The following is a 14,149-nucleotide window of genomic DNA, read 5'->3' as shown; positions in this document are numbered from 1 at the left end:
TACTATTTAAAAGGTTAAATCAATGCAAATTACAGACTTGGCGGCGGAACAAAAAATCCTCCCAGTATTACGTCTTGGCTTTCGTCCTTTCTTCTTAGCAGGCGCTTTGTTTAGTATGGTTGCATTGTTGTTATGGGGCGCAATGTTATCTGGTTATATTACCTTTCAGCCTTACGGTGGCGGCTTGTGGTGGCATATACATGAAATGTTGTTCGGTTTTGGCTGTGCAATAGTTGCTGGTTTCTTGTTAACCGCGATCCAGAATTGGACTGGGGTTCGTGGTATTTCGGGGCTACCCTTACTTGGTTTATTCATGCTTTGGCTGGCAGGTCGAATTGCTTTACTTTTACCCATGTTATTAAATGATTACGTTATCATATTGATTGATTTAAGCTTTCTGCCTGTAGTTGCTTATGTTTTAGCCAAACCCTTGGTAAAAATAAAACAGTACCGAAATTTATTTTTTGTACCTTTATTAGTTTTATTTACCTTGGCAAATATTGAAATACATTTGGCTAAATTAGGTTTAGCGAACATGACAGTCAACCAAGCTGCTTATGCATCCGTAATGCTAATGGCATTTTTAATGTCGATGATGGCTGGTCGTGTTGTGCCGATGTTTACTGCCAACGGGACTAAAACCGCAAAAGTATTACCACTTCCTTGGTTGGAAAAATTAGCAGCAGGCAGTTTAGGTGTTATTACCCTACTGTTATTAATTCACCCTTTATTTTCTGTTCCTAAGCCTGTATTTGGCATCTTATTTATTCTCGCAGCATGTTGCCAAGCCATTCGCTGGTATCGCTGGAAGCCTTGGATTACCTTGGGTGTGCCGCTGTTGTGGTCTATCCATGGCTCGTTATTTTTTATCTGGGCAGGACTATTTACCATAGGCATGAGTTACTTTATTAATGTCCCAATTGTTAACCATTTGTGGCATTTAATTACAATTGGCGGCATGGGTGGATTAATTTTGGCGATGATATCTCGTGTTTCACTGGGTCATACAGGACGTATGCTGCAACAGCCTAAAGCGATGTTCGTGGCATTTTTCAGTATTTTTATGGCGGTCATAATACGCGTAATAGGCCCTATTTTTTGGATGCAGTATTATATTACCTTTATTAATTTGAGCATTGTATTTTGGTTAATTGCATTTGGCTTGTTTGTTTATCATTACACGCCGATGTTGTTTAAAGCGCGACAGGATGGCCGCCCAGGTTAGAACCGTTTGACAGCTAAACAAGGTTTATATAGAGTGGCGGCATGTGCCACCTAAAATGAACTTAATTATGGATTTACTCCAGTTTTACAAGTGCTTAGCAGATGATACTAGATTGAAAAGTCTATTGTTAATACTGAGAGAAAATGAATTGTGTGTGTGTGAATTAACGCATGCATTAGAACAAAGTCAACCAAAGGTGTCACGCCATTTGGCCCTGTTACGTCAGAAAAAACTGGTCATTGATAGACGGCAGGGCCAATGGGTGCATTATCAAATTAACCCTAATATACCTGACTGGGCACAAGAAATATTGTCACTCACGTTAGCGAATAACTTGAATAGTATTCAACAAGAAGTACAGCGTTTAAGTTCAATGACATGTCGCCCTAATCGTGAAGTATTGTGTGATTAACCTAAAATAAACATTCAATACATTCGTTTAATATTATTTCTTTAAGCATGCCCCTGCCAGGATAACTTGCTGTTTTAAATTTATATTTGGCGATATTAACCCTGACAAAACGAGACTAGGTGTCACCTTGTTGTGTTACTATGGTAGTGAACCATAAACAGGGATGATTAATGAATAACATGACTAGTCACGCACTTGATGCGTATTTTGATGAATTACAAAAATTTAGTCAGCTGCTGTCTAAACAGGAAGAATACGACACGGCCGTTGCTGCAGCCAGTGGGGATAAATCTGCTCGGGACACGATGATCCAATCAAATTTGAGATTGGTTCTTATGGTGGCGAAGAAATATAAAAACTATTCACTTGATTGGGATGAGATAATTCAAGAGGGTAATACAGGCTTAATGCATGCGGTCGATAAGTTCGATCCAGAACGAGGTTGCCGATTTTCAACTTATGCAGTGTGGTGGATAAGAAACAATATTGAACAGTATATTATGAACCATTCTCGAACCATTCGTATCCCCATTCATGTTACACGCGTCTATAAACAGATATTGAAAGCTTCATCTGAACTTGGCCTTGATCTTGATACCAACGAAGGTATTACTAAAATCTCCCAAGAACTCAAAATATCACCTCGTAAAGTACTGAATATATTAGGTCATTATTTTAATGAAGGATCTTTAGATAAAGAGATCCGCAGTGGTGATAATTTATTGGCTAGCCTAAAAGATTTGGTTGCTGCTGAAGTGAATTGCCAGCCTGATATTCGTTATGAAAAATGTGATTATTATGAATATATGGACGCATTATTAGAATACCTGCCGGTACGTAGTCAAAACATTATTCGTTTACGCTTTGGTTTTAAAGGGCAGGACCCAATGAGCTTAGAAGCCATTGCACAGCTAATGGATATTTCCCGTGAACGTGTACGACAAATTATTCGTAATGGCTTGAGTCAAGTTAGAGAGCAATTATGTGCGAATGACTTAGTAAAAGAAGATTTTGATTTTGAAGCCGATTCTATTTGTACGACAGGTATTTAATGGTAATAAGGTCCGCCATAGATAAAATGGCTGACCTTATTTGTTGTTAGTCGTTAATGGCGGTTACTATGCTTTGAATGCCATATTCAGTAAGGAAATTAATTTAGCAGGATCATTTTTTATCTGTGTTATCTCACCTAAAGTGACGGCTTGTTCTGGGTTTACAGAAATAGTAATACTTTTCGGGTCATTAATAAATTTAACAAATGTCGCCGCCGCATTTGTCGCAAGTTTTATCTCTGCATCACTCAGTTCATTTTTCTTGTTTTCAAGATCTGCCGCCAGCATGGTATTTATCTTGTCTGATACACGCTGTTTTAATTCTTCAACACTGATGTCTGACGTTTGCGCTTCTTGTTTAAGCAGGCGTTTAACAAATGATTGGTCTGTGTAAGTAAACTCGGCAGCATTTAGCTGATAGTTCGGGTAAGAGAATAATAGGCTAATCGGCTGTTTCGGATCAAATTGGAAGTTAGCTAAGTTAAGCGAGTATTCCATTTTACCCATGTCTTGTGCACTTAGACCAAGCTGTAAATCCATTACGTCATTAACGTAAGTGTATTTTGTCGATAGGCTGATTAACATATTATCCGTATAACCAAGTTCTTTAAGCTGTTCTGCTGTTTTTGGTTCAATATCATCAATGCTAATAGAAATCCCGTTTAATGCGATGTCTAACGCGGCAGGGAATTCTGATTCTACATCAAACTTATTAATGGTTATTTCATTAATAGTGACAGGGGTTGCGCTGCCATCAACAGGGCTTAGTACTACGTTATGTAATTGAATTTTCTGGGTGATAGGTTCAACACTTAGATCGCCATATTTAACATCAATCATAGGCTGCATTTCGATGATCTTCGCATCAAGTTGTTTTTCTACTTGGTTTGTCATATAAAACTTACCGCCAGCATAACTTGCCGCAAGTCCGGCGATAACCACGCCTGAAACTAATTTAATATTCATGATGTCACTTATTGGTTGGATTGATTGATTTTATTAGATGTAATGAAAAATACACATTACTAGATAGATTATGTATTGGTTACCAAATTATTGGAATAGTTCAGCGGAATTTAAATAAAAAAACGAAGGTTTATCACTAAACCTTCGTTTTTATGCGCGGATAGATATCCTAATGCTTGATTATTGGCTTAGTTAATTAAGCTTTCATCTTTAATGATTGCTGTTTTACCATCATCACTTGCTAAGAAGCTTGTGATTTGGCTCTGTAGTTCGTCAGTAGCGGCTTGATTAGAGTTCGCGCCGTAAACAGCAATGGCAGAGCTATGGTTACCCTTGTTAATTAGCGCCACCTTCTTGCTTGTCTCATTATCCGTATAAATATTAACTAGACCAAGTTGGCTGATTAGTGGTGTTGTACCCGCAATTGGCGAGTAAGCTGCTGCGTAGCCAGCTTTCGGATCTAGGATATTCGGAATTGTCGAGTCACCTTTTACTTGTGCTAAGTAAACGGGTGTGTCCTTAGAAATCTTACGAGCAAGTGCAAATGGGTCGGCTGTTTCAAGCACCGTTTGAGCTGCAACCGCAAATTTTTGGAATGTAGCGTCAATTGTTGCTTGAGCATTTGGTTTATCTTTTACGGCATCATAGAATGCGTTAAAGCATAAAGTCTTAGTTATTGAAGCACACTTCGCACCCGAGAAGTTTCGGTAATCGGCACTCACTGTCTTCATTAGCCCATCTTTAACTGTGCCGCCGAAGTTTACAGAGCTAAGTAATAGGTATGGAATACCACCGCCTGGATTAGCAAATGCAGCTTTGTCTATTTTAAAGTATCCATCGCCATCACCAACGACACCGTCACCATTCGAGTCTGGTAAAGGTCGGTCTATCGTCGCTTGCAAGCTAATACCTGACATAGCCCCAAGAGAGTGACCAAAGAAACTTACTTTAGATATATCAAGAACATCTAATTCTGTACCTGGTGTTGTAGCGATCAGGTTAAGACCTGCACGTAAGCCGATTAGATCTGCAACAGCTTGACGTAAGTTATCACGAGCAACAGGTAAGTAAGTAAAGTTCATGAAAACGTCAGCATGTGCTTCATCTGTGACAGTGTTATCACTTAGTTTGCGTTCGCCGTGTAGTGGTAAGTCGATTGCCAATATCGCATAGCCCTTAGCCGCAAGCGCAGGGCCGGATGCTAGGATGTTTTCTTTGAGTGATGTGATACCGTGTTGATATATTACTACTGGAACTTTCGTTCCTGCATTAATATTCTTTGGAGTAATTAATAAGAAGTTAACCTTTTCAACAGATTTTACTTGTGGGAGAGGGCTGTACTTAGTAATGAGACGCTCAGAATCAAGCGGCTTACCATTAAGTGTAAATGATTGGCCAACAAGCTTAAACTGCTCTTTAGGGTCTGCAAGGTTTTTTGGATCAATTCCTGCTTTTACTAATTGTGTTCCAAGCTCTAATTTTTCTTTATCCGACCCTGAAGTTAATACACCAGAGATAATAGCTAAGCTCGGCATCGCACTTTGCCATGGAGTCTTCTTCCATTTTTCATCTGTTACATCTCGTTCTAAGAACGAAGGTAATTCAATAACACCTGTGTGCCCTTTTATCACAGCATCTAGAGCACCAAGCGGTTTAGGTGTTAGTCCTGATAGTTTATATAATTTGCTTAAGTCTGAGTTATTTGGATTTGCGCCGTCGTGCCAAACCGCGCTTGCATCTTTGCCTTTGCTTATCGCTAAAAGGACTTTTGCTGTCGCTGCTTTAACTGCATATAGCGCTTCACCAGCAGATGAAGTCGTAAACCAGCTTGAATAAATAATGTTTTCATAATCGGCGATGCCAGACTTATCCATCAAGCCTTCTACTTGCAAAACAATTTTCTGTGGTATTTCTAAGGCGCCGCCAGTTTGATCAATCTGTTTGTTTTTTAAAGCCGCGTAGTTATTCGATATACCCAGTTTTTGACCTGAACTATCAACTAAGGCATCGGTAATAGCATAGATATAGTCAGTACCGTGCTCTAAGCTACCGTTTAGTGGCAATACCGTTAACGATTTACCATCTGAGATAACGGTATAATCTTTACCTGCAGTTAATTCTACAGGGTCAGACATTACTTTAGCACTTGATACGTCTACTTTTGCGATTTTCACTGCGGCGTGAAGCAGTGCTGAATCTGTTGTTAGCGTTACGCCTGTTGGTAAATCAAGCTCAATAACGAAAGGCTGAGTTGGACTCCAACCGTCAGTATCACCCATCGCAACTTTGGGATTGTTACGGCCTGTAGGTTCACCTTTATCAAGTGGTATGTCTAAAGTGCCGTCCGATTTGTTCATCAATAAATAAGTTGGAATTGATACTGTTTTATCTGTAGAGATTAAATCGAATGCGATACTTGATTGACGGTTAAGTGAATTTGTAATTGTGTCATCCATACGGAGGTCTGTTGAATCATCACCGCAGGCTGTTAATCCAAGTGTGCTTGCTATAGCAAGAGCAAGAATTTTCTTATTTTTCATTAATAACTCCGAATTTTAAATATAATGATGATGCACTTAGAGAATGAGTTAAATGGGGATTTGTCTGCGGAACAAATTCTATTATAATATTAGATGTTTGCATTTACTATCCTTGTAATCTACTGATTCCAATTAACTATTTTTATATTTCTTAAATAAATGACTTAGTTTTTAGGTGGCCATTGTCATCCATTTATTATGGATATTAGGTCTGACCAGTATTATTAATTAGATGGTAGCTTAGTTCATTAATACTTAAGTGTTAACAGGTTGTCACGTATTATGTGAGCTGGCGCAATTTACAATCGTGATATTAGTTGGTTATAAATGGATTACATAAATTATTCGTTTTAAAATTAAAATTAACTTTACTTAATAAAATTAGCTGCTTACGTGATAGTGGTATTGTTTTTATAAATTTTCATGCTCATTTAAATAGATAGCTAATCAATATGTGTCAGTTAACATGTTTGCAACATAAGTCGCACTTTGTTGTTTTATTAATTGTTTTTTTATAGTCAGTACGATTAATTTTCATTAATCTATTTGCTATACCCATCACGTTTTATTGTGCTATTAGTGTATTTTTTATAGTCTGTTTGACTAATAATTATTATTAGTTGATTTGTATTGACCAGATTATTTAAACTCGTCTATCTATTCACTATCTATCATCTTGGGTGTTATGTCGTTGCTACTTGAATTATCCACACAGTCTAGTCCTTGCATGATCATTATTCGCGGTATTCCCGGTTCGGGTAAATCAACCCTAGCTCAACGCTATCTTCAATTAATCCCTGATGCTGTTCATTGTGAAGCGGATCATTACTTCATTAATAAGCAAGGTGAGTACTGCTACAATGGAAGCAAGATCAAGCTCGCTCATCAATACTGCCAACAAAATATACGTAATGGGTTAAGCAAGGGTCAATCCGTTATTGTCAGTAACACCACGATTAAACGCTGGGAGTTAACTGCATTGTTGGACATTGCGGCCAGCTATCATATCGAACCTTATATCATTCATTGTTGTGGTGAATTCACTAACACTCATAATGTACCTGCTGACGTCGTGGCAAAAATGGCATTGAATTATGAACCTCATCCTGATGAAAGCCGTTATATGCCCAGTTAAAACTGCTATGCCTCAACGTAAAGTAAGCTTTATGATTTTGACGATATAACTTGCTGCAAACCTGTGGTTTTGTCATATAACTGTCATAAAACTGAAATACAATAATGATGCGAAATTGGTATCGCATAACAGCTATAAAAGGCAACGTAATGAAGCAAGTTTTGGAAGTGTTTTGGCAGTTTTTTACATTGGGGTGGATCAGTTTTGGTGGCCCAGCTGCACATATTGGTTATTTCGAAAAAACATTTGTTCAAAAATTAAAATGGATAGATAGCGAAAGCTATGCAAGATTAATTTCGTTAAGTCAGTTTTTACCTGGCCCTGGTTCAAGTCAGATCGGTTTTGCAATTGGTTTACGTCGTGCCGGTGTTATCGGTGGTTTTACCGCGTTCATCGCATTCACATTCCCTTCGGTTCTATTGCTTTATATTCTAGCAACAACCAATGCTACACAAGATGCAGCATGGTTAGTGAGTATGACCCACGGACTCAAATTATTAGCGGTTGTCGTTGTTGCAGATGCGACGTTAAATATGTACAAAGGTTTCTGTAAAGAGCGCAGTACGGTCACAATCTGTGTGGCAACGGCGGCGGTATTACTGATGGTGCCGAGTCTATTAACGCAAATGCTGGTGCTTATCGCTGCGGCGGTGATTGGTATGCAGCTTAAAAAACCAAATGAAGCAACGCCAGTGCCCGCCACTAAAGGTAGTGTTAATTACTTACCACTCGTGATCTTTGCTGTGTTATTTGCGGGTTTACCGTTATTAACGAATTCACCTGCATGGTTAACTGTCTTTGCTGATTTCTACCAATCGGGTAGTTTAGTATTTGGTGGCGGTCATGTGGTATTACCTATGCTACAACAAGCGTTAGGTGATGCGATTGATACAGATCGCTTCCTATTAGGTTATGCGGCTGCGCAAGCGGTACCGGGTCCTATGTTCTCGTTATCTGCATTCTTAGGAGCGGACTTGTTAGTTAACTCACCATTGATGGGCGCGTTAATTGCGACGGTTGCTATCTTCTTACCGGGTTTCTTATTGGTACTGGGTTTTCATGGTGCATGGGAGTCGCTCGCGGCTAAACCTAAAGTAGCGGGTGCAGTATGGGGTATTAATGCGGCGGTCGTTGGCCTACTGATGTCAGCGTTATACCAGCCCGTATTTACCTCTGCGATTGTTGGTCCGGTTGATATGGCCGCGGTTATTGTTGGTTTCTTTGCGCTCCGTACACTGAAATTACCAATTATGGCAGTGGTTGCTGGTTTCATCGCATTTGGTTATGTAATGGGTCTATAACCTTATAATACTGGGTATTCAGTTTTCTATAAACAAGATATACTTTCGTAAATCGAATTAAATTGCGGATTAAATAAAATGAAGGATTACTACCCGAAACGGATAGTCTGTTTGACAGAGGAAACGACGGAAATGCTGTACATACTGGGCGAAGAAGCGCGTATCGCAGGTATTTCAGGTTTTACTGTTCGTCCGCCGCAAGCGCGACAAGCGCATCCGAAAGTATCTGCATTTACGTCTGCAAAGATAGATAAGATCCTCGATTTAAAACCTGACCTTGTTCTCGGATTTTCTGATATTCAAGCTGATATCGCCGGTGAATTAATCAAGCAGGGCATTGCTGTTCATATCTTTAATCAGCGTTCGGTTGAAGAAGTATTCAATATGATCATGATGTTAGCAAGTCTGGTTGGTGTGAGTGATAAGGCAGCGATTTGGTTACAAGAGATAGAAAGTAAGATTGAGCGTATTAAACTCAATGCGACTAAGTACAGCAAGCGTCCTAAAGTCTATTTTGAGTTGTGGAACGATCCATTAATGTCGGGTATTCAATGGGTCTCAGAACTGATTGAGATCGCAGGTGGTGACGAATGTTTTCCCGACCTTGCTAAAGAGTCATTAGCGAAGAACCGTATTATTGCAGATCCGACTATTGTGGTCGATGCGAATCCTGACATCATCATTGGTTCGTGGTGTGGCCGTAAATTTAAGCCTGAACATGTCGCTGCCCGAGAAGGGTGGGACAAGATCAGTGCAGTTAAAAACAAGCAATTATTTGAAGTTAAATCGGCAAATATATTACAACCTGGTCCAGCTGCCTTAACCGACGGTTTAGATCAACTTGTTGCTATTATCGAAGCATGGCAACAGCAGTACGCAAATGAAAGTGAGAATGCATAACTTGGAAATTGAAAGTATGACGAAATCAGTCGTTGATGAAGAAATTGTTAACATCGAAGAGAATGTAGAGCCAATGCCCGTTCCTGTGGCTAAGCAATGTTCAGAATGCCAAGCGGAATTTGGTTGTGGCGTTGCCTCGGCAATTGAGCTGGGTGGTTGTTGGTGTCAAGATTTACCTGCCATAATGCCATTAGGTACCTTGAGTGATTGTTTGTGTAAAGCATGCTTAGCCAAGGCCATCGGCGTCGAGATAACTAAACAGCTTAATGCGGCAGGTTCACCAAAAGCGCGTCTTGCACTAGCAGAACCATATCGTCATCAAACAGAATTAGTTGAGAACATCGATTTTACCATTGAAGATGGCCGTTATGTTTTTAGTGAGTGGTATCACTTAAAACGTGCTCGCTGTTGTGGTAATGGTTGTCGTCATTGTGCTTACAGATAAGCGAAGAATAGAGTAATTTGGATAATTAAAGTGATGAAAAAACAAAAAACGTTAGTGTCGTGGAGTACCGGAAAAGACGCCGCATGGACGTGTTTGCAATTGGCGAACGATCCATCTATTGAGATCCTTGGTATCTTTTGCTCAGTCAATGCGCAATATCAACGTACCGCGGTTCACTCTGTGCGGATTGAGTTGTTACAGCGTCAGGCTGCAGCAATGAACTTACCTTTGGATATTATCGAAATTCCTTATCCGTGCAGCAATATTGAATACGAAGCGATAATGGATGCGTTTGTTGAAAAAGCCAAACAGCGTGACGTCGTTAACTTTGCTTATGGCGATCTGTTTTTAGCGGACATTAAAAACTATCGTGTTAATAATCTAGTCGGCACTGGTATTGAAGCGATCTTCCCGTTGTGGGAATTAGATACCCAACAACTTGCAAGCGATATGTTAGCGGGTGGACAGAAAGCGATTGTTACCTGTGTTGACCCTCGGCGTTTATCTGCCGACTATGTGGGTAAAGTCTTTGATGAAGCGTTTATCGCCAGTTTACCAGAAGGTATCGATCCTTGTGGTGAGAACGGTGAATTTCATACCTACGTATTTGATAGTCCGTTATTTTCCAACGCCATTGATATTAAAACCGGTGAGCTGAATAGTGCAGGGCACTATACTTGGATAGACCTTGAATTGGCTTGATTTGTGGTGATTGTAATGTATAAATCAACGGATTAGAGCCACTATCCCAATATTCCGTTGAGCTTTCTTTTGGTAAAGTACCATCCCAATAATTATAGTTGTGCATGTTGATAGTTATTGGGTTGGTGACGCCTGCCACCACCTGAAGTATAGCCTGTGCCGGGGGCATTGAACCTAATACATAATATATAAAACAGAGTTGTACATTGCTATTTATTCATGTCATCGAATTTAGTTAAATCGACCCCACGTTCAGCAGCAAATGCGCGTATAGCCCGCAGTGTTGTCGCCGTTTCCGACAGGTGTCCGGCTACTGAGTGCAGCAAGCTTGTCGCTACCATCGCGTCATTTTCGATCACAGCCCGTAACTCGGTGGCACCGATTCGTAGAAATACACTGTCTTCTAGTGCAATTAAGTCTAATAGACGTGGCTCGTTATTGATGAGAGCCAAATCTCCGATCAATCGTCCAGGCAAAATTTCTGATACCAAGTGTTGCTCGCCCTGACTTTCTGGCCAGTATAATCCAGATGAACCCTTAACACACAGATAGGAAGCATCCGCTTCTTGTCCCGCTTTAAAAATCACGGTTCCCGCTTTTACTTTGTGCCATTGGGCACTAAATGCGAGCAGGCGTTGTTGTTTTCTATCAAGCCTTGCAAATAATTCTGCCTGCGCGACCACGCGTAATTTGCGGTTCAAATCCTGACGCGTATCTTCATCTTGAAGATCATCTTGACGCGCAATACCATCGATGCGCCCATCCACAATTTCGACGAACAAATCATAACTTTCTGGACTATGAAATTGGTTCTCAATGAAAATTTGAGTGGTGCTAGGCATCAATTCACTAATACGTTCGCGTGTCAACGCACGGGCATCACCATCATGGCTAGCCAATGCATTTCGAAGGATCAGAATATCAGGTTTCTTGATCCCAGCACGACTGAATGCCAGTCGCTCTCTGAACACCGCAGGCAGATTTTCGCCACCCTGAGTCGTCGCAACATCATATAAGGATTGCGCGACCAATCGTCGTAGACCATGTTCCTTTAGGACTTCAACAACAGTATCTTCAATCAACTTTTCACGAGCACCGGCCAAACTTGAAATACGTCCGAAAATGGCATTGCCAAGCACCGACATAACAGGAAAATATTGCTGTGGGTCAATCGGTTTAAATAAGCCATCTAACTTTGCTACCATATCCGCCGCGTTCTTCATCCGAATTTGCAAAATCCGCGCTTTGAACGAATCAGTGAAAGCGGGTCCTATCTGCTCGGCGGAAAACGCAAAGGGGACTGTCAGCATCAATGCAAAATCGTCGTGTGGCAACTCACTTTGGCCAACTAAGCGTCTTTTTGCTACGATCACTCTAAGCTGGTGATAAAGATCTTCATCCATATTCAAACGACGAAACAAGGGATGATCGGTACCATCTGTTCCAAATGTTTCTGTCAGTCCTTCGATTAGATTGGCAGACATTTGTGCAAGATATTCTGCAATCCCTTCGTCCTGCAACATCTGTACGAAATTATCCTCTTGTGACAAGGTTACTTGTGTCAGCATTTTTGTAGGAACAGCATAAAGCAGGTTGCTACCCAAGGGAGATACCGGATTGAATTTATCTGGATGAAAGGCATGCACAATATCATCTACACCGGCTTTGGCTAATCGCTTGGCTATTTCGGGCCGCAATTGCACAATCGCCTCGATCAGTTCTTGTTGAGTGTTTGGATCAAGGCGTGATCGCAAGCCTCTACGCACAATAATATCATCGGTACCCATTGCTTCAACCAACTGGAACCACCAGTCTTTGATCTCATTACATGATTGAAACCCTGCCATTTGGGGGGCAATCCAGTCCGATTCAAATGGGTCTACACTGTTACCAGCGCGGGCAGACTCTTGTTGCCAATCCGTCACATCAACCGAAATATCTGCGCCAAGGACAGGCTCATAATTAAATGGCATTAATAGATTTTCACCAAGTGTCCCTTGAAAAATATAAGGTTTGGAACTGGCATATCCGATGCGATTAGCGACAACAGTTTGATGCAAATCATTCATTTCGTGCCCGGCAATCTGCACAGAGCCTCTTTGTGGGATAACTTCGCGCGTTAATACATCTGCAAACGCGAGTGCAGAAGCTTCATTATTTGTCTGAATTGCAACGCGCGCGCCTTGTGGAATGGTCAAGCTAATATCTTCCAGTATTGCATGCCCATCTTTATCGCGCACCGTCACACTCTTGAATTCGATGTTACCCTTAAGGCTGGTAAGCGTATCAGGTTCGCCATCAAATAAAGCGTCTTTTACCAGTGTGTTTAGCGCGAAGCGTTCGATCACCACTTCCCAACGAAGTGCCATATCTTGGGTTTGGTTGTAATAAGTCAGCAATTCTTTCCAAGGCGACGACAGATCTTTGTAGGCTGCGAGCGCTGCAACCAAGGCTCCGACAGTGATATCTCCTTTGATCGCTAAATACCCACCAACAGAATAGAAAAAGAACGGTGTTAATTGATTGATGAAGTTGTTCAGGAACTTCATGAAGAACTTTTTTTGATAAATCTGGAAACGAATGCCGAACAGATTGCCCAAACGATGAGAAAACAATGACAGTCTGTGACGCATCCCGCCATTCATACGAATATCACTGACTCCTGCCGCAGTTTCGCCAATATCAGCAGCCAATTTGCGAATTTCTTGTATTCTCGCTTTATTCAGCAAATTAATCTGACGTTGTAATTTGGGGATTATCCATGCCTGCAACGGGATAAGGGAGATGGACGCAACCCCAAACCAGAAGCTTTGGGCAAATAGAAACGTCAGAATTGTCAACATCTGCCCAGCCTGAAACACCGGCTGTGACAGCATATCGCCCATAAATGAGCCCATAGGTTCCGCTTCAGATGTCACCATAGAAACCAATTCACCTTGGCTTGTGGTGCGGAAATACGAGCGCGGAAATCTCAACATACGGGTGACAAGTTGAAAACGAAATCGACGGAGTAAGCGCTCCGACAACACACCTTTCATGGTGTTTAGACGCATCTTCAATAAGCCATTAGCCAATACAGCGAATAGAAAACCAGCACAAAGCACCATCAAAAATTGGATCTGACTCAATGTCACACCGAGTAAAGAAACGTCTTCCCCAGTACCCCCAATAGCATCGTTGATAATGCGTTTAGGTAATTCCAGCGAAATGTACAAAATGGGGAAGGTCAGAAGCGTAATAGCGGTTAGAGCCAACTGATTTTTTTTTGAATATTTCCAGATAAACTGAAAAATGCTCTTTTCCATTCGCGGATTCCTTTTACTGACTGAGTGATAAAGCGCTGTTACTTTAATGGTTTACGTATATCAACTCAATCAAAAACTTTTAAACTTTTCAATATCAAGGCATACGGTTAATGAGTGTGAGTATAGTGGATCGAATAATCAATGTTCGCTTAGCTGCTGGTAAGGA

At 40.9% G+C, this 14,149-nt stretch carries 11 protein-coding genes; 8 read left to right on the top strand and 3 right to left on the bottom strand.

Annotated elements, in window-relative coordinates; genetic code table 11:
- The first annotated feature begins 22 nt into the window (after positions 1–22).
- The 3 genes from AKG98_RS07435 (at position 23) to AKG98_RS07425 (ending at position 2,689) form a co-directional block, all read left to right on the top strand.
- Positions 23–1,225, top strand: a complete 1,203-nt coding sequence (locus AKG98_RS07435) for an NnrS family protein (RefSeq protein WP_067043627.1) — start codon at positions 23–25, stop codon at positions 1,223–1,225.
- 67 nt (positions 1,226–1,292) lie between these two features.
- On the top strand, positions 1,293–1,637 hold the full coding sequence (locus tag AKG98_RS07430) for a metalloregulator ArsR/SmtB family transcription factor (RefSeq protein ID WP_067045110.1): 345 nt from the start codon (positions 1,293–1,295) through the stop codon (positions 1,635–1,637).
- Between the two features lie 170 nt (positions 1,638–1,807).
- The gene (locus AKG98_RS07425; RefSeq protein ID WP_067043624.1) at positions 1,808–2,689 is read left to right on the top strand and encodes an RNA polymerase sigma factor RpoD/SigA; all 882 of its coding nucleotides are present in this window, start codon (positions 1,808–1,810) and stop codon (positions 2,687–2,689) included.
- 66 nt (positions 2,690–2,755) lie between these two features.
- On the opposite strand, the gene AKG98_RS07420 is transcribed toward AKG98_RS07425, so the two are convergent.
- Together AKG98_RS07420 and AKG98_RS07415 are read right to left on the bottom strand one after the other, a co-directional pair.
- A complete protein-coding gene (locus tag AKG98_RS07420; RefSeq protein ID WP_067043621.1) occupies positions 2,756–3,655 on the bottom strand; it encodes a hypothetical protein in 900 nt (299 codons plus the stop codon).
- A gap of 188 nt (positions 3,656–3,843) precedes the next feature.
- A complete protein-coding gene (locus AKG98_RS07415) occupies positions 3,844–6,195 on the bottom strand; it encodes a VolA/Pla-1 family phospholipase (RefSeq protein ID WP_067043618.1) in 2,352 nt (783 codons plus the stop codon).
- A 685-nt stretch (positions 6,196–6,880) separates the two neighbouring features.
- On the opposite strand from AKG98_RS07415, the gene AKG98_RS07410 reads away from it, so the two are divergent.
- The 5 genes from AKG98_RS07410 to AKG98_RS07390 all read left to right on the top strand — a co-directional run bounded on the left by AKG98_RS07410 (position 6,881) and on the right by AKG98_RS07390 (position 10,678).
- The gene (locus AKG98_RS07410) at positions 6,881–7,330 is read left to right on the top strand and encodes an ATP-binding protein (protein WP_083543912.1); all 450 of its coding nucleotides are present in this window, start codon (positions 6,881–6,883) and stop codon (positions 7,328–7,330) included.
- Positions 7,331–7,479: 149 nt separating this feature from the next.
- The gene (gene chrA, locus AKG98_RS07405; protein ID WP_067043616.1) at positions 7,480–8,631 is read left to right on the top strand and encodes a chromate efflux transporter; all 1,152 of its coding nucleotides are present in this window, start codon (positions 7,480–7,482) and stop codon (positions 8,629–8,631) included.
- Positions 8,632–8,742: 111 nt separating this feature from the next.
- Entirely contained in the window at positions 8,743–9,531 is a 789-nt protein-coding gene (locus tag AKG98_RS07400) for a cobalamin-binding protein (protein WP_255358619.1), read from the top strand.
- A 16-nt stretch (positions 9,532–9,547) separates the two neighbouring features.
- Complete coding sequence (locus AKG98_RS07395; RefSeq protein WP_228140241.1) at positions 9,548–9,976, top strand: DUF5522 domain-containing protein; 429 nt, start codon at positions 9,548–9,550, stop codon at positions 9,974–9,976.
- Between the two features lie 33 nt (positions 9,977–10,009).
- Positions 10,010–10,678, top strand: a complete 669-nt coding sequence (locus AKG98_RS07390) for an ATP-binding protein (protein WP_067043609.1) — start codon at positions 10,010–10,012, stop codon at positions 10,676–10,678.
- A gap of 209 nt (positions 10,679–10,887) precedes the next feature.
- On the opposite strand, the gene AKG98_RS07385 is transcribed toward AKG98_RS07390, so the two are convergent.
- On the bottom strand, positions 10,888–13,983 hold the full coding sequence (locus AKG98_RS07385; protein ID WP_067043607.1) for an ABC transporter transmembrane domain-containing protein: 3,096 nt from the start codon (positions 13,981–13,983) through the stop codon (positions 10,888–10,890).
- Positions 13,984–14,149 lie beyond the last annotated feature (166 nt).

It is taken from the genome of Moritella sp. JT01 (assembly GCF_001574435.1).
Classification (GTDB): domain Bacteria; phylum Pseudomonadota; class Gammaproteobacteria; order Enterobacterales; family Moritellaceae; genus Moritella.
The sequence above is the reverse complement of the archived record's forward strand: the minus strand, read 5'-3'. Positions and strand labels throughout refer to the sequence as shown.

Excerpts from the sequence above, each read along its gene's own strand:
- AKG98_RS07435 (WP_067043627.1), top strand. The coding sequence starts at position 23 with ATGCAAATTACAGACTTGGCGGCGGAACAAAAAATCCTCCCAGTATTA.
- AKG98_RS07430 (WP_067045110.1), top strand. The coding sequence starts at position 1,293 with ATGGATTTACTCCAGTTTTACAAGTGCTTAGCAGATGATACTAGATTG.
- AKG98_RS07425 (WP_067043624.1), top strand. The coding sequence starts at position 1,808 with ATGAATAACATGACTAGTCACGCACTTGATGCGTATTTTGATGAATTA.
- AKG98_RS07420 (WP_067043621.1), bottom strand. The coding sequence starts at position 3,655 with ATGAATATTAAATTAGTTTCAGGCGTGGTTATCGCCGGACTTGCGGCA.
- AKG98_RS07415 (WP_067043618.1), bottom strand. The coding sequence starts at position 6,195 with ATGAAAAATAAGAAAATTCTTGCTCTTGCTATAGCAAGCACACTTGGA.
- AKG98_RS07410 (WP_083543912.1), top strand. The coding sequence starts at position 6,881 with ATGTCGTTGCTACTTGAATTATCCACACAGTCTAGTCCTTGCATGATC.
- chrA (WP_067043616.1), top strand. The coding sequence starts at position 7,480 with ATGAAGCAAGTTTTGGAAGTGTTTTGGCAGTTTTTTACATTGGGGTGG.
- AKG98_RS07395 (WP_228140241.1), top strand. The coding sequence starts at position 9,548 with ATGACGAAATCAGTCGTTGATGAAGAAATTGTTAACATCGAAGAGAAT.
- AKG98_RS07390 (WP_067043609.1), top strand. The coding sequence starts at position 10,010 with ATGAAAAAACAAAAAACGTTAGTGTCGTGGAGTACCGGAAAAGACGCC.
- AKG98_RS07385 (WP_067043607.1), bottom strand. The coding sequence starts at position 13,983 with ATGGAAAAGAGCATTTTTCAGTTTATCTGGAAATATTCAAAAAAAAAT.